Raw genomic sequence first — 23525 nt, forward strand, 5'->3', positions numbered from 1 at the left:
TTACCCTCATTGCGCAATCATGTCTTCCTCTGAAGCTGTGAAACCGGCTGCTCCAACATCGATTGAGATAGCCCGTGCATATCCGCATTCGCTTGCCAGATCACAAACCGGCTATGCATATCTCGAACAGCAGCTAACAGCTTCTGATTGGTCGTCGTCAGTTTCTCAATGTGCTCGTTGGCTGCCTGAATATCGCTAATCCAGCCCGGTTTCAGCTTCTTAGCCTTCAATGCCGCCTTGCAATTCTTCATCGCTAAATCCACGGCAGGTAGATTCATCAGGGACTGGCGAGCACGACTGATACCCAGTTTTTCTTTGCATGCCTCAACGAGCAAGGGCCAAGTCAGCTTCGGCTCTGACCATTCCTCAATTAGCTTAATGATGCGTTTCTCATCCTTTGGCGTTAAATGCCCCATCGTTAACCCTCGATCTCATCCAGCAAGGCCAAGACGTCATCCAACGATGGCAACGCCTCTTGCGCCTGGTTCTCTTCAATGACTTTGACTTCGATCAACCCCGACATTGCGGCGGCATTCTTGGTCAGCGTCCAACCGTTATCGGCGTTCCACACAATGTCACCGTTTTCGAGTTCGGAGTTTTCCAGCATTTGGATTAGCGCCTCGCACTTAAAGAGCTTCTCACCCAGTTTTTTGGCCGACTCCGATGCCCCAAACACGCCGCGAGACTGTGCATCCATGGCTTTATCGAGGCGGCGTTTAAGGTCGTCGTGTTCCTCCATGAGGTTGCCCTGCTTCACGTCATCGCCTTTTACGCAACCGAGCCGCCCGCAGTCCAAACAGGCACCCATTTTCGGGCAGGACTCGGATGCGAAGTTGTGCACGCAAACGCCGATATGGGTTTGATGGATAATGCGGTCCTGCTCGCCTTCGCGCAGTTCCATCAGATCAGCAAGATTCAGAGGCTGATTGGTCTTGACCTTGCCCATAAGCTGAGCAGCGTTGCTGCGCTTCGTTTTTGGGTGGTAATCCGCAACCCTCTGGGTACGGTCCTCGATGGTTTCATGGTTGTAGACAGACCCCATCGTCGTGCGCCCAGAGAAGGCGTCAATCAGGAGCTGCGACAGACCGGCCTTGTGCATCCGCGTGTTCAACTCGTGCCGAAACGCATGCGTGTTCACCTTGAGACCGGGGTAGCCATAGCGCTCGAACAGGCTTTTCTTTCTCTGATTGTTCGTACCGCCTAGTTGCGTACTCAATCGGATAAAATTCGCCGCGATCTCTACACCAAATCCGCGTATCACCGCGCTAGCTGAGTCGTCAATCAGTGCTCCCGTGCGCATGGTGAACAACGCATCACGGTATCTCACACGAGCTTTGCCCTCCATATAGGGTGTGGTGTATGGAAAATCCTTTGGAAGATATTTTTCACGCAACAGCACATTGAGCTTGCGCAGCGTGAGCGCACACCGGTCGTCATACGCAAAACCTGCGATTCCTGGCTTGCCATTAACAAATTTGCGCGTCCCTACTCTATCCCACCCGACACAGATCTCGACCAAGAGGGCTCGGGCGGCGGGGCTGAGCGCTTTTCGCTTCTCCAAGGTTTTCAGGAAATTGACTTTGAATACGCTTCGCGAGCCGTTGACGTTAGAAACGGAGAGTTTTAGCGCGGCACAGGCTTCGGCGTACGAGAGCGGTTCATCAGGCCCCTTGGGTGGCAGCCCTTCATGGGGAGGGAACTCATCGGGATGGTCTTCCAGCCAGGCGGCGTAAGCCCGCGCCTCGTCGGTGATCGGCCTCAGTAACGTGATGACACGCTCGACGACCGGCTCCATCTCAGGCCTAACGACGGGCTTCAGCATTACTTGGTTTATCTTTTCCGCGTACCAGCGCAGGAACATCCGCCGATTGCCCTGGGTATCCTCTTTGAATACCTGGCAATTCAATTCAACATCCGCCAATTCACCCACGCGACTCGGTGTACTCAGCAACAGTGCACAGGCGGATGTCACAACGATATCGAGGGGGTTCGTCAATTCGTTCGAAAACACTTCCCCGAGGGCTCTGATCGCGTCAGGGTTGGGAAGTTTCTGTTCCCGATCCGCTTTTTGCTGCTTGAGCGTGCCACGCGGCTTGAGCGTCAGGTGGGTAGTCCACCGGAAGTCTGACTTGAGCAATTTTTTGGCCCGCATCAGGGTGATGATGGCCTCAAGTGCCTTGCCGTGCTGGTATGCGGTGTTGCCTTTTGTCCAGCGACGGTCCATGTCGTCGCACGCCCTGTTACAGACAGCGGCGGACACCCGCGTCACATCGTGCGTGCCGGTCAACTCGAACAGGGCGACTCCCATCGTGGCCAAGGCTCTCAGCCAGATTGTCATCACCTTTTTCTGCGAATACACCCTTCGGTACACCAGTATGGCTTTGGCAAAGTCCGTGAAGGGTGCCTGCATCGCCTTTGGGGCAACGTTGGTCGATCCGGCCACCGTGAAGCTACCACCATAGAAGCCGTGCCGGTGCCAACTGCTGTCTTCCCAGCAAATACTCGAGTGCACTTGATTGGGAATGCCTTTGGGCAGGGTCTGTTTTGCCCATTCGATAAACGCCGCGAGCTGAGCCTCCGCGGCCAGTTGGTCCCTGGGCTTATAATCGACAATGTTGTTCGTCGGTGCGTCGGTCATTCACCTTTCCTTTCCGATCGGAGCATGACCTCACAATCCAGTATAACCTTGCGGCAAGCCAGAATTGCCCGATCCCAGAGCACACCGGTCGTTTTATCCGTGGCAATGGTTTGCTCCCGGCGACGCTCCAATCTCTCAAGGACCGCGTGGTGATCTGCGTGCAGAAGCGGTTGGAATTTTCCGCATGCGTAACAGGTGTACGGTGCATCGAGATGGCAGGCGGCAGTGGCACCACATACTGCCAAATCCTCGATTTGTCGATCCGCTCGGTCCCCGTTTTTCGCTGAGGTGCGATCCGTAACGATGATTCCGGTGAACGCATTCACAACCAAGGCCAGATGGTCGCTCATCTTCGCGTCGATCAACGCCAGCAACTCCGGCGAAACGGCGCGGTACTTTCGCACTGTCATAGTATTTGTGTGCATTAATGCACGAGCCATCGTCCACTCATCAAGCCCCGCATTGGAAAGGTCAGTGCCGAGGGTGTGCCTGAACCTGTGCCCCCGCGTCACTTTCAGCGGCTGATGGGTGCGAGGCGAAATAGGAAAGGCCTGCATCCGCTCAATGCACGCAAGCCAACCTCTGATCGTGCCTGATCCGGCATGAAAATTCGGGTGCGGCGCGTCTTCGAGCCTCTTTTGAAGGGGGCTGTTGAGCAAAACAGGGGGGGTCAGCCGCTCCTGAACTCCTGCTTCATCATGATCCAGCTTCTTACGAAAGAGGGGGACATTCTCAATGGCTACATTCCAGTCGGCAACGTCTGGGTACGTTTGCCAGAGCTGCGCCAGAACCGCTGCCTTGTAGGCCTGCACGGTGTTGTAGAGGTCCTCATCCAGACTGAATATTTCGGACTTAACTCGCCAGCCCGCCTCGTCGTCTTTCTGCTTTGCCCAATGAAATCTGATCTTGCAGCCCGGATTGCTCTTAGTGAAATCACCAAAAACTAGCATTCGCATCTGAACGCCACGCTGCCCGTAAATTATCAACAGGCGCAGGTACAGATACTGCTCAACATTTAACTTCCCGTGACAAAACTGCTCATGTATCCATTGATACAGCGCGTCCTGCTCCGCCTGCGTGAGCGGGCCGTGTTCGGGGTCCAGGCTGAGGATCACATCTGTGCTGGATTTCTTTTTCCTGGGCAGTTCCTTGTAAGCATTGATCAGGGATTGCGGCGGGCGCTGTTCGACTGATTCACAGCCGTGCCAAAACGCCATGAACGCAGCAATGCTAGAAAACTCAGAAACATTGAAGCGCTCTCGGAGATCTATCAGTTGACCCTCGTTTAGCGGGTCAATCCCGGCCTGAGCAGCCCGCGACAACACGCTGGCGACCCGATTAACCGAGCCCGCTTCCTGATCGGCCATGCGGTACGCCAGGACGGCGTGCAACCAGGGTTTCCAATCCGGTGAGACGCACGCAATAGCCGCTTCCCAGTTAAGTGAATGACCAGCCGATCTGTCCGGTTTCCACATCGGTTCAGCCGGTGTGAACACCTCCCCACATTTCGCCAGGCGAGGCGTGTTCAGCCATGCATCGAGGCTGTCCTTCGTGGGTGCCTGAAGTGCTTCGACGGCGATGCTCAATTTGAACCTCCTTGTGCCGTGCCAGCCTTCTGAAGGCCGGACGTAAACCGCTCAGCCCGTTTCTGCATCGCTTTGTCTGCCTCTTCCTTCCAGAATTTCGCGCCGTAGTGGCCTGGCATGTTCGAATCAGGACTCCAGCCGAACATCCATGTGAGGGTCTTTTGTACTTGCGTGGTGCGATCCTCCGGCGTGAGCACTGCCAGTTCCTCACGCATGCTTTCCAGCATCGTGTAGACCGCGTCATGCCTCAGAATATGCGGGTGCACATGAGCCAGTTCCGGCGCTATTTCTCGGACCCTGGACAGAACGCCATCCACTGCCTTGATGGTCAGAGGTCCGCCCTCATTTCGCTTGTGCGCCACCAGCAAAAACGGATGCCTTCTCATTTGCGATCCGCGGTTACGGGGCTTTCTGTGGCGATATTTCGATTCGTATTCAGTAACTGCGTCATACAGGTCATCGGTCATCACCAGCATGCGCTCGTGGGTTTTGAATTGCGGGGCCATGGTTCGTGGATCGAGGCTCTCATCCTCCAGGTTAACCACCGCTAGTTGCCGACTGTGCCAGTGAATATCGCTGATCTTGATCAGCAGCATCTCTGAGCGGCGCAGCCCCATGTCGAGACCCAGCAGCAAAATGATGTAGTTACGTAGCCTGATAGCTTCATCTGAAAAGGGGTTCTCGGAGCTATCCGGATGCATGATTTCCAGCAATCGATTTCGCTCCAGACTGGTAAGCCCTTTCATTTCGTCCATTCGCGTTTTTTTCCACGCAGGGCTGGCTGCTTTGATCTTGCGGTTGATGCGCTTCTTCAGGTCGTCAACCGCCTCATATCGTGTTGAGTGATCACCCAACTTGTCATAGAGGAAGGCCAGATAGTCGCGTACCGCCTCGATTCGCTGCTGCGCGTGAACTTTGCCAACGGATTTGTAGGCAGTCGGATGCAAACGCATCCCCGCATACTTCATGGTCAAGGTTTCCTTACTAAACCCCGCATCCGACACAAATCTGGAAAGCTCACTGTCCGTCAGATATAGGCTGGCAGGGCGCTGGTCGATGCGAGAAATCAGATCAATTGAGGAAAAAGCCACAAATTGCTCAAGCACAATCAGATGCTCAAGGTATTTCTTTGTTGTTTCCAGTGCTCTGCCCGAGTGCTCCATGGTCATGTAGAGGTTGGGGTAGTAAACCGGTATGTAGTCTTGCACCAGCAGCTTTCTACGAGCACCATTCACCACCTGCTCTATGACCTGGAAACTCATATTGCTCCCTCATAAAAAATAACTTTTTTTAAGTATAGTCAGGAACAAATTAAGGTCAACGCAAAACCTAACGTTTTACGTCCCCGAATTTAAGCTCTTCGCAACCATCAAAGCACTGAAAAAACTGGACCAAAGGCGAATCAAACCATGTCAAAAGGTGACAAATCAGGCAAAACAGGCTCTTACGTCTACACCATGCATCGGCTGAGCAAAGTCGTGCCGCCGAAGCGCGAAATCCTCAAGAACATCTCGCTGTCGTTCTTCCCGGGCGCCAAGATCGGCGTGCTCGGCCTGAACGGCGCGGGCAAGTCGACCCTGCTGCGGATCATGGCCGGGGTCGACAAGGAATTCGACGGCGAAGCCCGTCCGATGGCCGACATCAACGTCGGCTACCTGCCCCAAGAGCCGCAGCTCGATCCGAGCAAGACCGTGCGTGAAGTGGTCGAAGAAGCCGTCAGCGTGATCAAGGACGCCCAGGACCGCCTGGACGAGGTGTACGCCGCCTACGCCGATCCGGACGCCGACTTCGACAAACTGGCCGCCGAACAGGCCAAGCTCGAAGCCATCCTCCAGGCCGCCGACGGCCACAACCTGCAGCGTCAGCTCGACGTCGCCGCCGACGCCCTGCGTCTGCCGGCCTGGGACGCGAAGATCGAACACCTTTCCGGTGGCGAGAAGCGCCGCGTGGCGCTGTGCCGTCTGCTACTGTCGGCGCCCGACATGCTGCTGCTCGACGAGCCGACCAACCACCTGGACGCCGACTCGGTGGCCTGGCTCGAGCGCTTCCTGCACGACTTCCCCGGCACCGTGGTGGCCATCACCCACGACCGTTACTTCCTCGACAACGTCGCCGGCTGGATTCTCGAACTCGACCGTGGTGCCGGTATCCCGTACGAAGGCAACTATTCCGGTTGGCTGGAAGCCAAGTCCGACCGACTGGCGCAGGAATCCAAGCAGCAGAGCGCCCATGAAAAGGCCATGAAGGAAGAGCTGGAGTGGGTGCGCAAAGGCGCCAAGGCCCGCCAGTCCAAGTCCAAAGCCCGCCTGCAGCGCTTCGAGGAACTGCAGTCGCAGGAATTCCAGAAGCGCAGCGAGACCAACGAGATCTACATTCCGGCCGGGCCGCGCCTGGGCGACAAGGTCATCGAGTTCAAGAACGTCTCCAAAGGCTACGGCGACCGCGTGCTGATCGACGACCTGTCGTTCGCCATGCCCAAAGGCGCCATCGTCGGCGTGATCGGCGGTAACGGTGCCGGTAAGTCGACCCTGTTCCGCATGCTCATGGGCAAGGAACAGCCCGATTCGGGCAGCATCGAGATCGGCGAAACCGTACAGCTTGCCTGCGTCGACCAGAGCCGCGAAGACCTCGACGGCAGCAAGACGGTGTTCCAGCAGGTGTCCGACGGTTCCGACCAGATCCGCATCGGCAGCTACGAGATTCCCTCGCGTACCTACGTGGGGCGTTTCAACTTCAAGGGCGGCGACCAGCAGAAGTTCGTCAAGGACCTCTCCGGTGGTGAGCGTGGCCGCCTGCACCTGGCCCTGACCCTGAAGGAGGGCGGCAACGTCCTGCTGCTCGACGAACCGTCCAACGACCTCGACGTCGAAACCCTGCGTTCCCTTGAGGAAGCGCTGTTGGACTTCCCTGGCGCCGCCATCGTGATTTCCCACGATCGCTGGTTCCTGGACCGCGTGGCGACGCACATCCTGGCCTACGAAGACGACTCCAACGTGGTCTTCTTCGAAGGCAACTACACCGAGTACGAAGCCGATCGCAAGAAACGCCTGGGCGATGCCGCTGCGCAGCCGCATCGGGTTCGGCACAAGAAGCTGGCACAGTAAGACGCCGGCGGTTGCACAAGAATGGGGCCTTTCGAGGCCCCATTTTCGTGCTTGAGTGAAAACGGTCGAACGCTCTAAATGGGGGTTTATCGAGCCAAATGATTTAACATTTTGTATACATTTATATAAAACGCACCATTTATTTTCATAAAAACGACATCTCGCCCTGTTGCTGTGCGAAGGCTTCTTGTTAGAGTCGGGCAAAAACCAACAAGTCCAATCCCCTTTGGTGAGATGTCTAGCATGATCGAATCCGTCGACTCCTTCCTGGCCCGCCTGCAACAGCGCGATCCCGGCCAACCCGAATTCCATCAAGCCGTCGAAGAAGTGCTACGCAGTCTTTGGCCGTTCCTCGAAGCCAACCCCCATTACCTGCAAGCGGGCATTCTCGAACGTCTGTGCGAGCCCGAACGTGCGGTGCTGTTCCGGGTGTCGTGGGTCGACGATCAGGGCAAGGTGCAGGTCAACCGCGGTTTCCGCATCCAGATGAGCAGCGCCATCGGCCCCTACAAGGGCGGCCTGCGTTTCCACCCGTCGGTGAACCTCAGCGTGCTCAAGTTCCTGGCTTTCGAGCAGGTACTGAAAAACTCGCTGACGTCCTTGCCCATGGGCGGCGGCAAAGGTGGTGCGGACTTCGATCCCAAGGGCAAGAGCGATGGCGAAGTCATGCGCTTCTGCCAGGCCTTCATGAGCGAGCTGTACCGCCACATCGGTGCCGACGTCGACGTACCGGCCGGTGACATCGGCGTGGGCGGGCGCGAAATCGGCTTCCTGTTCGGCCAGTACAAGCGCCTGGCCAACCAGTTCACCTCGGTGCTCACCGGCAAGGGCATGAACTATGGCGGCAGCCTGATCCGCCCCGAAGCCACCGGTTACGGGTGTGTGTACTTCGCCGAAGAAATGCTCAAGCGCAAGCAGTCGAGCTTCGACGGCCGACGCGTGGCCATCTCGGGCTCCGGCAACGTCGCGCAATACGCGGCGCGCAAGGTCATGGACCTGGGCGGCAAGGTCATCTCGCTGTCCGATTCCGAAGGTACGCTGTACTGCGAATCGGGCCTGAGCGAAGCGCAGTGGCAGGCGGTGATGGAACTGAAGAACGTCAAGCGTGGGCGCTTGAGCGCATTGGCCAGCGAGTTGGGCCTGGAGTTCCGCAAAGGGCAGGCGCCCTGGGCGCTGCCCTGCGACATCGCCTTGCCTTGCGCCACGCAGAACGAACTCGACGCCGATGCAGCGCGTACCTTATTGGCCAACGGCTGCGTGTGCGTGGCCGAGGGCGCGAACATGCCGACTACCCTGGAAGCCGTGGACCTGTTCATCGACGCCGGCATTCTCTTCGCACCCGGCAAGGCGTCCAACGCCGGTGGCGTGGCGGTGTCGGGACTGGAAATGTCGCAGAACGCCATGCGTCTGTTGTGGACGGCGGGGGAAGTGGACAGCAAGCTGCACGGCATCATGCAGTCGATCCACCATGCCTGCGTGCACTACGGCGAAGAGGCCGACGGCAGCGTCAACTATGTCAAGGGCGCCAACATCGCCGGCTTCGTCAAAGTGGCCGACGCCATGTTGGCGCAGGGCGTGGTGTAACCGCGCCGAAGCGCGTCATGCCTCGATCGCGATGATTTCGATCAGCAGATCGCCTGCCGGTCGTTTCCAGGTCACTTCATCACCCGGCGCTGCACCCAGTAGCGCCTGGCCCAAGGGCGAACCCCAGTTGATCAGGCCGCGCGTAGCGTCGGCCTCGTCTTCGCCGACCAGACGCACCTGCTGCTGGTGATCCTGCTCGTCGGCGAAGGTGACACGGCTGCCGATCTGCACCTTGTCGGTCGAGGTGGGTGTCGGTACGGGCTGCGCGCTCAGCACCCGCGCGGTGAAATAGCGCAGGTCGCTTTCGTTGTCGGCCAGGCGCTGCTGGTCGGCGCGCTCACCCTGGGCTTGCAGCTCGCGGCGTTCGGCATTGAGCGCTTCCACCCGTGCCTGCAATTGCGCGAGGCCATCTAGGGTCACGTAATTGGTCTGCTCGCTGATACGCCGCTCCACAGGCTGGCTGGCCTGTGCGGCGGCGTGGTCTTCGTTGACGAATGCTCGGCTCATGTGGCCCTCCTTTACAGTAGGACCGTGGCAAGAGGCCGGTCGTTTCAGTCGAGGTCCGACAGGGCTAGTGCCTGAGAGGCGCTAGTCGTGGCGAAAAGCGCGGGCGTTGTCACGGTTCTTTTCCCGTTGCCAGTCGCGATCGCGCTCGCTCCCATAGGGCTCGCGCTCGTCGCGCAGGTTCTGCCCGGCTTGCAGGCTCTGGCATTGGCGAAAGCCGTCGTCCCAACCGGTTTCGTATTGAGGCTCGGCGAGGTAGCGCGGCACGTTCTTGCGAAAATCCCCCACCCTCAGCCCGGCTGCATGGCGGCCACTGCCGCAGCCGTCCTGATAGCCGTCGGCGTAGGCAGGCGGGTAACCGTCCTTGAGCATCCGCTCATGGGTCGATTGGCAACCGCTAAGCAGCATCGCTATCCACAACCCGAACCAGTACCGCGCCATAGCCCCGATCTCCACGTTATGGAGTCAGTGTAGGTGCAGGATTGTGAGGGCAAGGTCAAAAGAGTGTCGGATTGCCATTAATCTCGACCGCGCCTGAGGGCGGCAGCCCTCAGGTCGGCCGGCAGCGAGTCAGTAGTGGTACCACTTCATCTCCAGCATCACCTCGTTCTGTGCCGAGGCCAGGTGGCTGAATTCGCGCTTGGCGCTCAGACGCAGGCCTAGGTTGCGGGAAATTTCCCACTGCTGGTTGAGGCTCAGGCTACGGCGCACCTCGCCATTGGTGAAGAAATCGCTCTTGGCTTCCAGGCTCAGGTTGCCCAGGCCGTTGCGCCACAGCACGCCGCTGTCGAAACCGGCTGCGGGCGAAATGAACTCGGCGAAGTCGTTATGGTGTTCGACCCGCACAGTGCCCAAAGCGAAGCCCAACACATCGTCGCCCAACTGCCAGGTGCCGCCCGCGCCGCCATTGACGTGGCTGACCAGCACTTCGTCGCCATGCTTGCCCGGCACCCGTTCCAGGCCGCCGGCCACTTGCCACGACCAAGGCTTGAGCAGGTCGTTGCGTGGGGTCAGCGAGCGGATGGTGGCCAGGTCCAGGCGTTGCACCTGCCAATCGTTGCCCTCGTACTGGCGCACCTTGAGCTGGAGAATTTCGATTTGCGCCCCCAGCGGGAAGCCGTAGGCGTTGTCGTTCAAGTCGTGGTAGGCCATGCGCAGGCCATATTCGGCGTAGGCGCGATCGTCGCGGGTGCCCAGGCCCAGTTGCCAAGTGCGCGACTCGTGGCCCTCTTCGGGCAAGCCGGGCTTTTCGATGTCCAGCGGCGGCGGCGGGTTGCGGTTGATCGCCCGCAGCAGCTCGAAGCTGCGCGCGGCCTGCGCCGGATCGCGCTCCTGACCGTTGGCGCGGTAGCGTTCCAGGCGGTAGGCCGCGTCTTGCACCAGGGCCTGGCGCTCGCGGGGCAGGGCGGTGAAGGCCGGGCTTTGCAAGTGCTGGGTGTCGGCGCTCAGGGCCAGCACTTGCTGGGTCTCTTCGGCTTCGAGCGGTTCGGCCCGCGCCAGCAGTTCACGTTCGCGCGAAGGGCGGTAACGGGTGTCGGCTACCAGGCCCGCCTGTTTCACCGCCTTGACGGTGTCGGTGGGGATGGCGGTGAGCGGGAACTGCGAGGTCAGGTCCAGGCTCGGCCGCGCCACCTGCAGCAGTTCCAGGAGGCGATAGGAGCAGTTTTCGTCGAAGAAAAAATAGTCGAACTGCACCTGCTTGAGCTCCCAGACATGCTCGACCATACGCCCGGTTTCCTCGGGCGTCAGGTTCAGCTGGTACTCCCACAGGTCGCGGTTTTCCAGGCTGCGGTATTCCGACAGCTTGGCCTGATATGGCATCAGCGCGAACAGCCCCGGGTAACCGCCGGCCAGGCCTTTCCAGGCGTACAGGATGCTGTTGTCGCTGCCTTCGATGTAGGCGCCGAAGTTGATGGCATAGCTGAGCAAGGAGGTCTTGTTGCTGTGCGTGTCGGCCTGGTCGATGCGCAGCAGGGTGTGGCCGAACATCGACGACGGGCTGTTCAGATAGGCTGCCGGAAAGATCAGCGCGGCGCTGTGCGGCGCGACGTCGTCGTACCAGGCTCTGTAGTCGCCACACTCGGGTTGCGGCAGATCGTGCAGGTTCAACTGCTCGCGCAACCAGCGGGTACGTGCCGGAAATACGCATTGGGCATGTTTGTTGCCCAGGCTCGCCGGAGCATAGAGCGCATCCACCGTGGCGCTCAGTTCGCGCTCGGGGTGATGTGCGCCGTCTTCGGCGAGAAAGAATTTGGGATCGTCGACATAGCTGCGCCAGCCGCCTAGCTTGCCGCTTTCATAGTGCCCCAAGGCAACCCAATAAGGCTGGGCGGCGAGCTGTTGTGCGCGGGCTGGGTCGATATGGGAGGCGGCATGCAGCGGGGTGCTGACGCTGAGCGCCAGGAGCGAAAGGCGTTTGAGCATGTCGGGCAACTAGTCAGGAGGGTGCCGATAGAATGCACGAACCCGCCCTGTCGTGCAGGGCGGGTTTGGCAGGACTCAAGCTTCGGTAGCGTACTTGGCCAGTTGCGGGTCGTTTTTCAGGACCGCGAGGGTGTTGGTGTGAACGGTTTCAGCATTGGCATCGGCGCTGCTGAAGATCTGCTGGAAGTGATCGTGGGTGACGGCCGCGAAGTGCTCGCGATCCTGTGGCGCCACGCCCAGTACCACGGCGTAGGTGGTCAGGGCTTCGCCCTGGCCTTGCGCCATGTCTTCGGACAGCTCGTTCATCATGCCATTCATGGCCAGCCAGGATTTGCCGCCGTAGGTCAGCGAAGCCTTGGTCGAGCAGCCGTTGGTGCCAGAGGTCATGCCGAAGGTGGCGTTGCCGGAAGTGCCGTTGGTGGTGGAGGCCAGGAAGTGGGCTGGAGTGCCGCGCTGGCCTTCGAACAGCATGTTGCCCCAACCGCAGTTCGGGCCGCCTGGCGCTTCGGCCATGGCGTTCAGCGATGCAGCAGCAAACAGGGTACCCAGAAGAATCCGTTTCATAGCATTGTTCTCTTTTTCGTGGACGTTCCAATGGTCGGAGCCCGGCACTCGTGCGCCAAGCCGGGGAGATATTGATCCTCCCGCGCAGTTTGGAGTTTAGGCAGTGTGTAAAGGTTGCGTGGTCATGTAGGAAAAATTTACCGCTGCAACGCTGCGACATAAAGTCCCGGCGAGCCTTGCCAGCGGCGCGCGGCGAGCCCCAGAATGGCTCATCGACCCGCCGAAGTAAGGAAGCCCAATGCCCGATCCTGTTGCCTCGCGCCTGCGTCTGGCGCCGCAAGCCCTGACCCGGCGTTTCTCCGCTGAACAGTTCGCCTTCTCCACCACCGACGACCTCGAACCCTTCCGTGGCGTGCTCGGCCAGGAGCGCGCCGTCGAGGCCCTGCAGTTCGGCGTGGCCATGCCGCGCCCGGGTTACAACGTCTTCGTCATGGGCGAGCCGGGCACCGGCCGCTTCTCCTTCGTCAAACGCTACCTCAAGGCCGAGGGCAAGCGCCAGAAGACTCCGGCCGACTGGGTCTACGTCAACAATTTCGAAGACCCGCGCGAGCCGCGCGCCCTGGAGCTGCCCTCCGGCACGGCGGGCGCGTTCGTCGCCGACATGCACGGCCTGATCGACAACCTGCTTTCCACCTTCCCGGCGGTGTTCGAACACCCGTCGTTCCAGCAGAAGAAGGGGGCCATCGACCGCACCTTCAACCAGCGTTACGACCAGGCCCTGGACATCATCGAGCGTGCCTCGCTGGAAAAGGACATCGCGCTGTACCGCGACAGCAGCAACGTCGCCTTCACCCCCATGGCCGACGGCAAGGCGCTCGACGAAGCCGAGTTCGCTCAATTGCCCGAGGAAGTGCGCGAGCGCTTCCACCAGGACATCGCCGCCCTGGAGGAGCGTCTCAACGACGAACTGTCGAGCCTGCCACAGTGGAAACGCGAGTCGAACAACCAGCTGCGCCAGCTCAACGAAGAAACCATCACCCTGGCCCTGCAACCCCTGCTGGCGCCGCTGTCGGAAAAGTATGCGGAAAACGCAGGCGTATGCGCCTACCTGCAATCGGTGCAGTTGAACCTGTTGCGTACGGTCATCGAGCAACTGGTCGAAGACAGCAAGACCGACGCCGTGGCGCGCAAGCTGCTCGAAGACCAGTACGTACCCAGCCTGGTCGCCGGGCATGACGGCAACAGCGGCGCACCGGTGGTGTTCGAGCCGCATCCGACCTACGACAACCTGTTCGGCCGCATCGAATACAGCACCGACCAGGGCGCGCTGTACACCTCCTACCGGCAGCTGCGCCCCGGTGCGCTGCACCGCGCCAATGGCGGCTTCCTGATCCTCGAGGCGGAGAAGATGCTCAGCGAGCCCTTCGTCTGGGACGGCCTCAAACGCGCCTTGCAGTCGCGCAAATTGAAGATGGAGTCGCCGTTGGGCGAACTGGGCCGTGTGGCCACCATCAGCCTCACCCCGCAGATGATCCCGCTCGACGTGAAGCTCGTGATCATCGGTTCGCGCCAGCTCTACTACGCGTTGCAAGACCACGATTCGGACTTCCAGGAGATGTTCCGCGTGCTGGTCGACTTCGACGAAGACATGCCCATGGTCGACGAAAACCTTGAGCAGTTCGCCCAGTTGCTGCGCACCCGCACCAACGAAGAGGGCATGGCCGCGTTGACCAGCGACGCCGTGGCGCGCCTGGCCACCTACAGCGCGCGCCTGGCCGAGAACCAGGCGCGGCTGTCGGCGCGTATCGGCGATCTGTTCCAACTGGTCAGCGAGGCCGACTTCATCCGCCAACTGGCCGGCGACAGCATGACCGACGCCGGCCACATCGAGCGTGCCCTGCGCGCCAAGGCCACGCGCACCGGGCGTGTGTCGCAGCGGGTGCTCGACGACATGCTCGCCGGCATCATCCTGATCGACACCGACGGCGCCGCGATCGGCAAGTGCAACGGCCTGACCGTACTGGAAGTGGGCGACTCGGCTTTCGGCATGCCGGCGCGGATTTCTGCCACGGTGTATCCGGGCGGCAGCGGCATCGTCGACATCGAACGCGAGGTCAACCTGGGCCAGCCGATCCACTCCAAGGGCGTGATGATCCTCACCGGCTACCTGGGTAGCCGCTATGCCCAGGAATTCCCCCTGGCGATTTCCGCGAGCATCGCGCTGGAGCAGTCCTACGGTTATGTCGATGGCGACAGCGCCTCGTTGGGTGAGGCCTGCACGCTGATCTCGGCCTTGTCGCGCACGGCGCTCAAGCAATGCTTCGCCATCACCGGTTCGATCAACCAGTTCGGCGAAGTGCAGGCGGTCGGCGGCGTCAACGAGAAGATCGAAGGCTTCTTCCGCCTCTGCGAAGCACGCGGGCTGACCGGTGAGCAGGGCGTGATCATCCCGCGCGCCAACGTCGCCACGCTGATGCTCGACGAGCGCGTGCTACAGGCGGTGGAAGCGGGGCAGTTCCATGTCTATGCCGTCAGCCAGGCCGACGAGGCCTTGAGCCTGCTGGTCGGCGAAGAAGCCGGCGCGCCGAACGAGCAGGGCGAGTTTCCCGAGGGCAGCGTCAACGCCCGTGTGGTCGAGCGCCTGCGGTTCATCGCCGAAATGGTCAGCGAAGAAGACATCAAGGAGGCGGAAAAAGAACGCCTGGAAGACCTGGTGGCGCAAGGCAAACCTGCCTGAGTCAAGAAGCCGGCGCTGAGGGCAATGTGCTACCGTTCGGCGCCGGTTTTCTAACTGTGGAGTGGGCTCGGCTACGCTGATATCAGAGTGTCCTAGCCTTCGCCACCCAACCGGCAGGGTCGCTCGTGTCCCAACCCGGTGTTCCTCAGAGGGGCCGCCACCATGCGCAACCTCAGCCTCACTCGCCAGTGCCTCGGCCTGGTCACCCGCATCGAATGTTCCATTCGCCCACTGGCCGGCGACACCGGGATGTGGACGCTGCTGTTCGCCGCTGGCATGGCGGGCGAGCAACCCTCGGCCATCAAGGCGCAGGGTCCGTTCCATGGCCCGGCGGTGGCCGAGTCGGTGTTGAACGCCATCGTCGACAGCCTGACCCTGCACGGTTACCAAGTCACCGAAGACCCGCCCATCTGGTGCCTGCACCTGCAAGCCCAATTGCGCAAGATCAACGGCGAGCGCTGCAGCAACCTGGGCGATTACCAGTTCCGACCCGAGACATAACGGGTCACATATTCGCGGCACCGAGGGTCGCCAAAGCGCGTTCGATTGCCCTGGATCAGGCTTTTGCTGTCACAGGCGGCTGGCTATACTCGCGCACGCTTTCCCCACCTCACGAGTCGCCCCCCATGGAACGTTTGCTTGAAAACGCGATGTACGCCTCCCGCTGGCTGCTCGCGCCGATCTACTTCGGCCTGTCGTTGGGCCTGCTGGCCCTGGCCTTGAAATTCTTTCAGGAGATCGTCCATGTCCTGCCCAATGTCTTCGACATGGCCGAAGCCGACCTGGTGCTCGTCATCCTCTCGCTGATCGACATGTCGCTGGTTGGCGGTCTGCTGGTAATGGTGATGTTCTCCGGGTACGAGAACTTCGTCTCGCAACTGGACATCGACGAAGGCAAGGAAAAGCTCAGCTGGCTGGGCAAGATGGACTCCACCTCGCTGAAGATGAAGGTGGCCGCGTCCATCGTGGCGATCTCCTCCATCCACCTGCTGCGGGTGTTCATGGACGCGCAGAACATCTCGCCGCAATACCTGATGTGGTACGTGATCATCCACATGACGTTCGTGGTCTCGGCCTTCGTCATGGGTTACCTCGACAAGCTGACCAAGCACTGAAGCCCTGTGCCTGCCGTGCACCGGACCGGCGGTGCGCGGCGGCGCTTGTGCTTTTGTCCCAGCTGTACGAAGAATGCGCACTCTGGTCGAATTTTCCGATGAGGTGCGCCCATGAACTTGCAGCAACTTCAGACTGAGGCCGTTGCCGGTCGAATCGAAGAAATCAATGTGATCGGCATCGAAGGTGGGGATTACCTGCTCGAAGCCTGCATGGCTGGCAAGCCGCATCCGCTTTCCGATGCCAACGGCGAACGCCTGCGGGTGCGCTCGGTGACCGAGGCCCGCGAACTGCTGCAGAACGTGCCCGTGGAGTCGATGTTTCTGGTGCACTGGTCGGTGCACGACGAGATGTGCGGCATGGGCGTGCGCCCTGAGCAAGACCTCAAGGTGGCCATTTCGCCCCGTCCGACCTGGTAGCTGATTCGCCGCCAACAAGGTGTGTGCTAGGCTGCTCGCCCTTCATCACCCCAGGGCGTGGCAGTCGCACGTCCGTAGCGGAGCAAACCCATGTCCGAGCTCAACCTGTCCACCGACGAAACCCGCGTCAGCTACGGCATTGGCCGTCAGCTGGGCGGCCAACTGCGCGACAACCCGCCACCGGGCGTCAGCCTCGAAGCCATCGTCGCCGGCCTGACCGACGCCTTCAATGGCGCCGACAGCCGCGTCAACGAGGCCGACCTGTCGGCCAGCTTCAAGGTCATTCGTGATGTGATGCAAGCCGAAGCGGCTGCCAAGGCCGAAGCGGCCGCCGGCGCCGGCAAGGCCTTCCTGGCCGAGAACGCCCAGCGCGAAGGCATCACCACCCTGCCTTCGGGTCTGCAATACGAAGTCATCAACACTGGCGACGGCGCCAAGCCTGGCCGCGAAGACACCGTGCGCACCCACTACCACGGCACCCTGATCGACGGGTCGGTGTTCGACAGCTCCTACGAGCGCGGCCAGCCTGCCGAATTCCCGGTCGGCGGCGTCATCGCCGGTTGGACCGAAGCGCTGCAACTGATGAACGCCGGCAGCAAATGGCGTCTGTACGTGCCGAGCGAATTGGCCTACGGCGCTCAAGGCGTGGGCAGCATCGCCCCGCACAGCGTGCTGATCTTCGACATCGAACTGCTCGACGTCCTGTAACACGCTGCATACGCGAGGCGCCTACGGGCGCTTCGCCGTTTCCCGTCCGTCCTCCCTTCGTTCAATGCCCCCACTGCGCACCCGCCGGGCGCAAGGCTCTGGCATAGCAGAACAGAAACAGGTTTCGCACCAACTCCTTGAGCACCACCGGCTCGCTGGAATTCAGACCGCTCAGGTCCAGATCGCCTTGTTCGCGCAATTCGTCGATGGCCTCCTGTTCGAGCACGGCGCAGACTTCGCCGGTTTCGCGGTGCAGGATGCGCAGGTAGGGGTGTGGGCGGTCGAGCCAGGCGTCGATGAGGTAGGTCATGGCAGAGGTCTCCTTGGAAAGCATTTCCAATGAGAATAATTCTTATTATCAAAATAGCAAGCGCCTATTGGCGGATTTTTTCCATCCCGTATAGGCATCCCGTTGCGGGATATGCCAGGGCCACCGCCAGGCAGCCCTGTTCGGTCAGCGTCAGACCTTGCGCACGAACTCGGACTTCAGCTTCATGGCGCCGATGCCGTCGATCTTGCAATCGATGTCGTGGTCGCCGTCGCACAGACGGATGTTCTTCACCTTGGTGCCGACCTTGACCACCAGGGACGAGCCCTTGACCTTGAGGTCCTTGATGACGGTGACGGTGTCGCCGTCCTGCAGGACGTTACCGACCGAATCCTTCTTCACCACCTCGTCGCTGGCCGCCTCGGCATCGCCGCTGGCCGACCACTCGTGGGCGCACTCCGGGCAGACCAGCTGGGTGCCATCTTCGTAGGTGTATTCGGAATTGCATTGGGGGCAGGGCGGCAAAGAGCTCACGACGGTTCCTTAGACGAGCGTTGAAAGGCGCACATTGTATAAGGTTTTGTCGGGCGGGGCAGGGGAGTTTTGCGCGTCGGTGTGCGGCGGCTGCCGTACACCGACGTGGGAAGGGCGTCAGTGCGTACGTGCGACGGCGAATTCGCTGAGTTCGACCAGGGCGTCGCGGTAGACGCTCGCCGGCAGCACGTTCAGACACTCGATGGCGCGGGCGACGTAGTCGCGGGCCATCTGCGCGGTGTAGTCCAGGGCGCCGCAGGCTTCGACGGCCACGCGGATCTGCTCGAGGTCTTCGATGCCGCCTTTCTGGATCGCCTGGCGCACCAGGGCGGCCTGCTCGGCGGTGCCTTCGCGCATGGTGTAGATCAGCGGCAGGGTCGGCTTGCCTTCGGCCAGGTCGTCGCCGACGTTCTTGCCCAGGGTTTCCGAGTCGCCCTTGTAGTCGAGCAAGTCGTCGACCAGTTGGAAGGCCACGCCCAGGTGGTCGCCGAAGGTGCGCAGGGCCTCGCGCTGGGTTTCGTCGGCGTCGGCCAGGGCGGCAGCGCTGTGGGTGGAGGCTTCGAAGAGCATGGCGGTCTTGCCGCGGATGACCTCCATGTACACCTCTTCGCTAGTGCTGGCGTCGCGTACCCGCGACAGTTGCAGCACTTCGCCCTCGGCGATCACGCGGGTGGCGCGCGACAGGATCTGCATGACCGACATCGAACCGAGCTCGACCATCATTTCGAAGGAGCGCGAATAGAGGAAGTCGCCCACCAGCACGCTGGGCGCGTTGCCCCACAGGGCATTGGCGGTGGAGCGGCCACGGCGCATGCCGGACATGTCGACCACGTCGTCGTGCAGCAGGGTGGCGGTGTGCAGGAACTCGATGGTCGCGGCCAGCAGGCGCAGGTCGTCGCTTTCGCGGCCCAGGGCCTTGCCACAGAGCAGGACCAGCAACGGACGCAGGCGCTTGCCGCCCGCGGAGGTGATGTAGTCGCCGATCTTCGATACCAGCGGTACGCGCGAGGTCAGCTGTTTCTTGATGATCTCGTCGACGGCGTGAAAGTCTTCCGCCACCGCGCGGTAGAAGGTCTGGGGTTGCATCGGCTGCTCCATTGGGGGTGCGCGGCATGCTAGGTCGCGGGTTCCGGCGTGTCAAGGCGCGTCCGGTCTGACTGCGGGGCGAGGCTTGCAAGGGCATCTTGGGTTGCGTACAATCGCGCACCCTACTTTCCTGGGCAGCACCTGCCTTACGCAATTGCATCGGGCCTTCCCAGCTCATGCAGCCATGCCAGCCAATACTCTTCCTATAAAGCGCTGGGTGAGCAGGATTATCGGAGAAATACCCATGTCTTACGCAGTAATCGTTACCGGCGGCAAGCAGTACAAAGTCGCTGAAGGTGAATTCCTCAAGGTCGAGAAGCTGGAAGTCGCCACCGGCGAATCCATCACGTTCGACCGCGTTCTGCTGGTTGCCAACGGTGACGCCGTCACCATCGGCGCTCCAGTCGTCGCCGGCGCTACCGTCGTTGCCGAAGTCGTTTCGCAAGGCCGTCACGATAAAGTCCGCATCATCAAGTTCCGTCGTCGTAAGCACCACATGAAGCGTATGGGCCACCGCCAGTGGTTCACCGAGATCAAAATCACCGGTATCCAGGCTTAATCGCCTCGGTCCCCTGAATTTATTTGGAGAATTGAACCATGGCTCACAAGAAGGCTGGTGGTAGTACTCGTAACGGTCGCGACTCAGAATCGAAACGCCTTGGCGTGAAGATGTACGGCGGCCAGGTGATCAAGCCGGGCAACATCATCGTTCGCCAGCGCGGCACCGAATTCCACCCAGGCTACGGCGTGGGCATCGGCAAGGATCACACCCTCTTCGCGAAAATCGAAGGCGTGATCAAGTTCGAGAAGAAAGGCGAGTTCAACCGCCGTTACGTGAGCATCGTCGCCGCTTAATCGCGACGTCGCTCTCGAAGCCCCGTCATGCGACGGGGCTTTTTCATTTGTGTCATTTGTGGTGAGCCTCTTGCAAAGCTGTTTGTTTGGGCTGCCGGCGTGGTGTGTAGCGATGTTCGAAAAGGTCAGGCCTTTGCCCGCCTGCATCGGACAGCGCTTGAGGTCGTACGGGGCCGCCGCGCTCATCTTTGCAAGAGCCTCAGGTTATTCAGTTATTCAGCTCGCCCGCAGGCGAGAGGCGGTTTCTAATGAAGTTTGTTGACGAAGTATCCATCAAGGTCAAAGCCGGCGACGGCGGTAACGGTTGCATGAGCTTCCGTCGCGAGAAGTTCATCGAGAACGGCGGCCCCAACGGTGGCGACGGCGGTGACGGTGGTTCGGTGTACATGGTGGCCGACGAAAACCTCAACACCCTGGTCGACTACCGCTACACCCGTCACCACGAAGCCCAGCGCGGCGCCAACGGTGGCAGCACCGACTGCACCGGCAAGAAAGGCGAAGACCTGTTCCTGCGCGTGCCGGTCGGCACCACGGTGATCGACGCCACCACCCAGGAAGTGATCGGTGACCTGATCAAGCCCGGTCAGAAGCTGATGGTCGCCCAAGGCGGCTGGCACGGCCTGGGCAACACCCGCTTCAAGTCCAGCACCAACCGCGCCCCGCGTCAGACCACGCCAGGCAAACCGGGCGACCAGCGCGACCTGAAGATGGAAATGAAAGTGCTGGCCGACGTCGGCCTGCTGGGCTTGCCCAATGCCGGCAAGAGCACCTTCATCCGCTCGGTCTCGGCCGCCAAGCCGAAAGTCGCTGACTACCCCTTCACCACCCTGGTGCCGAACCTGGGCGTGGTCAGCGTCGACCGCTGGAAGAGCTTCGTCATCGCCGACATTCCCGGCCTGATCGAAGGCGCTTCCGAGGGCGCGGGCCTGGGTATCCGCTTCCTCAAGCACCTGGCGCGTACCCGCGTGCTGCTGCACCTGGTGGACCTGGCGCCGCTCGACGAGAGCAGCCCGGCCGACGCTGCCGAAGTAATCGTCAACGAGCTGACCCGCTTCAGCCCGTCGCTGGCCGAGCGTGAGCGTTGGCTGGTGCTGAACAAGTCGGACATGATCATGGACGACGAGCGCGACGAGCGCGTCCAGGAAGTGGTCGAGCGTCTGCAATGGGAAGGCCCGGTCTACGTGATCTCGGCCATCTCCAAGCAAGGCACCGAGAAGCTCAGCCACGACCTGATGCGCTACCTCGAAGACCGCGCCGACCGCCTGGCCAACGACCCGGTGTTCGCCGCCGAACTGGCCGAACTCGATCAGCGCATCGAAGACGAAGCCCGCGCCCAGCTGCAAGCCCTGGACGATGCCCGTACCCTGCGCCGTACCGGCGTGAAGAGCGTGCACGACATCGGCGACGACGATGATTGGGACGACTTCGAAGACGACGAAGACGGCCCGGAAATCATTTACGTGCGCGACTGATCGTCCGCAGCAAGTTGCAGTACACTGAACGCCGCTCATTCGAGCGGCGTTTTGATTTCCAGGCCCTGTATGAAAAGGGTTTGCACACGGACGAAAGAGGGCACAGTGCCTGACCCGGGCGGTGCCGCGTTTCGTCGGCCGCTTGCAGACCGATTCCATACAGCGCCTGCGACAACGGTATCTACGGATTCGACATAGGTTGGAAAGACGATGCGAAGCAAGGTGACAGGTGCGCGGCGCTGGGTGGTGAAAATCGGTAGCGCGCTGCTGACGGCCGATGGCAAAGGGCTGGACCGCGGCGCCATGGCCGTGTGGGTCGAGCAGATGGTGGCCTTGCGCGAGGCCGGTGTGGAGCTGGTACTGGTGTCTTCCGGCGCCGTGGCCGCCGGCATGAGCCAATTGGGCTGGACCACTAGGCCGAGCGCGATGAACGAGCTGCAGGCGGCGGCGGCCCTGGGTCAGATGCGCCTGGTACAGGCGTGGGAATCGAGCTTCGGCGAGCACGGCAAGCACACCGCGCAGATTCTCCTGACCCATGACGACCTTTCCGACCGCAAACGCTACCTCAACGCCCGCAGCACCCTGCGCACCCTGGTGGAGCTGGGCGTGGTGCCGGTGATCAACGAGAACGACACGGTGGTCACCGACGAAATCCGCTTCGGCGACAACGACACCCTGGCCGCACTGGTGGCCAACCTGGTCGAAGCCGACCTGCTGGTGATCCTCACCGACCGCGACGGCATGTTCGATGCCGATCCGCGCCACAACCCCGACGCCGCGCTGATCCATGAAGCACGCGCCGACGATGCCAGCCTCGACGCCGTGGCCGGCAGCACCGGTGGCGCGCTGGGGCGCGGCGGCATGCAGACCAAACTGCGCGCAGCGCGTCTGGCGGCGCGCTCCGGCGCCCATACGGTGATCATCGGCGGGCGCATCGAGCGCGTGCTCGACCGGCTCAAGGCCGGCGAGCGTCTGGGCACCTTGCTCTCGCCCGAACGCGGCATGCTCGCCGCGCGCAAGCAGTGGCTGGCCGGGCACTTGCAGACTCGCGGCACGCTGGTGCTCGATGCCGGTGCCGTGCAAGCGCTCAAGGATGCGCATAAAAGCCTGCTGCCGGTTGGTGTGAAGACTGTGCAGGGCAACTTCCGGCGGGGCGAAATGGTGGTCTGCGTCGATGCGCAGGGCGTCGAAATCGCCCGGGGCCTGGCCAACTACAGCGCTTTGGAAGCGCAGAAAATCATCGGCCAGGCGTCGGACGCGATCCAGGGCATCCTGGGTTACAGCGCCGAGCCTGAGCTGGTGCATCGCGACAATCTGGTTCTGGTCTGAGGAAACAACCGTGCTGAGAAAGATGCTTGCCGCTGCCGCGCTGGCCCTGCCATCGCTGGCCCTGTCGCCGATCGCCAGCGCCGAAGAGATCGGCCAGGTGTCGACGGTGTTCAAGTTCGTCGGGCCCAACGACCGCATCGTGGTCGAGGCCTTCGACGACCCCAAGGTCGAGGGCGTGACCTGCTACCTGTCGCGGGCCAAGACCGGCGGGCTCAAGGGCGGCCTCGGCCTGGCCGAAGACCGCGCCGAAGCCTCGATCGCCTGCCGCCAGGTAGGGCCGATCAACTTCAAGGGCGATCTCAAGGACGGCGAAAGCGTGTTCAAGGAACGTACCTCGCTGGTGTTCAAGACCATGCAGGTAGTGCGCTTCTTCGACAAAAAGCGCAACACCCTGGTGTACCTGGTCTACAGCGATCGCGTGATAGAGGGCAGCCCGCAGAACGCGGTGACCGCGATTCCGATCCTGCCTTGGGCGCAATGACCTGAGCCCGTTGGATGTCGGCTATGCCGATCGCGGGCTGGTAGCGGTTGGTGAGAGCGGCTTCGGCCGCTCGAAGCCGGGTGCTGCGCAGGTGTCCGAAGGTGAGGTTGCAGCTATTAGGGCCGCTGCGCGGCCCATCGCGGCTGAAGCCGCTCCTACAGAGGGTGGTGTGGGAGCGC

At 61.2% G+C, this 23525-nt stretch carries 23 protein-coding genes; 12 read left to right on the forward strand and 11 right to left on the reverse strand.

Features of this window, described 5'->3' with window-relative positions:
• Positions 1–17: 17 nt before the first annotated feature.
• From B4M43_RS07085 to B4M43_RS07100, 4 genes are read right to left on the reverse strand one after another with little or no spacing between them, the layout of a single operon-like run.
• Positions 18–416 (reverse strand): hypothetical protein, encoded by a 399-nt coding sequence (locus tag B4M43_RS07085; RefSeq protein ID WP_296265540.1) that lies wholly within the window; start codon positions 414–416, stop codon positions 18–20.
• A 2-nt stretch (positions 417–418) separates the two neighbouring features.
• Positions 419–2638: a hypothetical protein gene (locus B4M43_RS07090; protein WP_296265542.1), complete on the reverse strand. Its 2220-nt coding sequence runs from the start codon at positions 2636–2638 to the stop codon at positions 419–421.
• Entirely contained in the window at positions 2635–4224 is a 1590-nt protein-coding gene (locus B4M43_RS07095) for a site-specific integrase (protein ID WP_296265544.1), read from the reverse strand. Before B4M43_RS07095 ends, B4M43_RS07090 begins: the two co-directional genes overlap by 4 nt.
• Positions 4221–5486: a site-specific integrase gene (locus B4M43_RS07100; protein WP_296265546.1), complete on the reverse strand. Its 1266-nt coding sequence runs from the start codon at positions 5484–5486 to the stop codon at positions 4221–4223. The genes B4M43_RS07095 and B4M43_RS07100 overlap by 4 nt, the downstream gene beginning before the upstream one ends.
• A 147-nt stretch (positions 5487–5633) precedes the next feature.
• On the opposite strand from B4M43_RS07100, the gene ettA reads away from it, so the two are divergent.
• The gene (gene ettA, locus B4M43_RS07105; protein ID WP_296265548.1) at positions 5634–7328 is read left to right on the forward strand and encodes an energy-dependent translational throttle protein EttA; all 1695 of its coding nucleotides are present in this window, start codon (positions 5634–5636) and stop codon (positions 7326–7328) included.
• 243 nt (positions 7329–7571) lie between these two features.
• Positions 7572–8912 carry an NADP-specific glutamate dehydrogenase gene (gene gdhA, locus B4M43_RS07110; RefSeq protein ID WP_296265550.1) on the forward strand — a complete coding sequence of 447 codons (1341 nt, stop codon included), beginning with the start codon at positions 7572–7574 and terminating at the stop codon, positions 8910–8912.
• 15 nt (positions 8913–8927) lie between these two features.
• Here the strand turns inward: gdhA and B4M43_RS07115 are convergent, their stop codons facing one another.
• From B4M43_RS07115 to B4M43_RS07130, 4 genes are all read right to left on the reverse strand, one after another.
• Positions 8928–9419: a GreA/GreB family elongation factor gene (locus tag B4M43_RS07115; RefSeq protein WP_296265551.1), complete on the reverse strand. Its 492-nt coding sequence runs from the start codon at positions 9417–9419 to the stop codon at positions 8928–8930.
• 81 nt (positions 9420–9500) lie between these two features.
• Positions 9501–9857: a hypothetical protein gene (locus B4M43_RS07120; RefSeq protein WP_296265552.1), complete on the reverse strand. Its 357-nt coding sequence runs from the start codon at positions 9855–9857 to the stop codon at positions 9501–9503.
• A 129-nt stretch (positions 9858–9986) separates the two neighbouring features.
• Positions 9987–11840: a DUF4105 domain-containing protein gene (locus tag B4M43_RS07125; protein WP_296265554.1), complete on the reverse strand. Its 1854-nt coding sequence runs from the start codon at positions 11838–11840 to the stop codon at positions 9987–9989.
• 75 nt (positions 11841–11915) lie between these two features.
• Entirely contained in the window at positions 11916–12404 is a 489-nt protein-coding gene (locus tag B4M43_RS07130; protein WP_296265555.1) for a DUF3015 domain-containing protein, read from the reverse strand.
• Between the two features lie 238 nt (positions 12405–12642).
• Here B4M43_RS07130 and B4M43_RS07135 point away from each other — a divergent pair, with 238 nt between their 5' ends.
• From B4M43_RS07135 to B4M43_RS07155, 5 genes are all read left to right on the forward strand, one after another.
• On the forward strand, positions 12643–15081 hold the full coding sequence (locus tag B4M43_RS07135; RefSeq protein WP_296265557.1) for a Lon protease family protein: 2439 nt from the start codon (positions 12643–12645) through the stop codon (positions 15079–15081).
• 162 nt (positions 15082–15243) lie between these two features.
• On the forward strand, positions 15244–15582 hold the full coding sequence (locus tag B4M43_RS07140; protein ID WP_296265560.1) for a hypothetical protein: 339 nt from the start codon (positions 15244–15246) through the stop codon (positions 15580–15582).
• Between the two features lie 125 nt (positions 15583–15707).
• Complete coding sequence (locus B4M43_RS07145) at positions 15708–16196, forward strand: TIGR00645 family protein (protein WP_296265561.1); 489 nt, start codon at positions 15708–15710, stop codon at positions 16194–16196.
• Between the two features lie 111 nt (positions 16197–16307).
• The gene (locus tag B4M43_RS07150; RefSeq protein ID WP_296265563.1) at positions 16308–16613 is read left to right on the forward strand and encodes a DUF6482 family protein; all 306 of its coding nucleotides are present in this window, start codon (positions 16308–16310) and stop codon (positions 16611–16613) included.
• A gap of 90 nt (positions 16614–16703) precedes the next feature.
• The gene (locus B4M43_RS07155) at positions 16704–17321 is read left to right on the forward strand and encodes an FKBP-type peptidyl-prolyl cis-trans isomerase (protein ID WP_296265565.1); all 618 of its coding nucleotides are present in this window, start codon (positions 16704–16706) and stop codon (positions 17319–17321) included.
• A 61-nt stretch (positions 17322–17382) separates the two neighbouring features.
• On the opposite strand, the gene B4M43_RS07160 is transcribed toward B4M43_RS07155, so the two are convergent.
• The 3 genes from B4M43_RS07160 to B4M43_RS07170 form a co-directional block, all read right to left on the reverse strand.
• Complete coding sequence (locus B4M43_RS07160) at positions 17383–17631, reverse strand: hypothetical protein (RefSeq protein ID WP_296265566.1); 249 nt, start codon at positions 17629–17631, stop codon at positions 17383–17385.
• 150 nt (positions 17632–17781) lie between these two features.
• Entirely contained in the window at positions 17782–18123 is a 342-nt protein-coding gene (locus B4M43_RS07165) for a zinc ribbon domain-containing protein YjdM (RefSeq protein WP_296265568.1), read from the reverse strand.
• Between the two features lie 117 nt (positions 18124–18240).
• Entirely contained in the window at positions 18241–19209 is a 969-nt protein-coding gene (locus B4M43_RS07170; protein WP_296265570.1) for a polyprenyl synthetase family protein, read from the reverse strand.
• 244 nt (positions 19210–19453) lie between these two features.
• On the opposite strand from B4M43_RS07170, the gene rplU reads away from it, so the two are divergent.
• The 5 genes from rplU to B4M43_RS07195 all read left to right on the forward strand — a co-directional run bounded on the left by rplU (position 19454) and on the right by B4M43_RS07195 (position 23346).
• A complete protein-coding gene (gene rplU / locus B4M43_RS07175) occupies positions 19454–19768 on the forward strand; it encodes a 50S ribosomal protein L21 (RefSeq protein WP_296265572.1) in 315 nt (104 codons plus the stop codon).
• A 38-nt stretch (positions 19769–19806) separates the two neighbouring features.
• A complete protein-coding gene (rpmA, locus tag B4M43_RS07180) occupies positions 19807–20064 on the forward strand; it encodes a 50S ribosomal protein L27 (protein WP_023533198.1) in 258 nt (85 codons plus the stop codon).
• 248 nt (positions 20065–20312) lie between these two features.
• On the forward strand, positions 20313–21536 hold the full coding sequence (cgtA, locus tag B4M43_RS07185) for an Obg family GTPase CgtA (protein WP_296265576.1): 1224 nt from the start codon (positions 20313–20315) through the stop codon (positions 21534–21536).
• A gap of 210 nt (positions 21537–21746) precedes the next feature.
• A complete protein-coding gene (gene proB, locus B4M43_RS07190) occupies positions 21747–22865 on the forward strand; it encodes a glutamate 5-kinase (RefSeq protein WP_296265578.1) in 1119 nt (372 codons plus the stop codon).
• Between the two features lie 22 nt (positions 22866–22887).
• Entirely contained in the window at positions 22888–23346 is a 459-nt protein-coding gene (locus tag B4M43_RS07195) for a CreA family protein (protein ID WP_296265747.1), read from the forward strand.
• Positions 23347–23525 lie beyond the last annotated feature (179 nt).

Source organism: Pseudomonas sp. UBA6562, assembly GCF_002434265.1.
Classification (GTDB): domain Bacteria; phylum Pseudomonadota; class Gammaproteobacteria; order Pseudomonadales; family Pseudomonadaceae; genus Aquipseudomonas.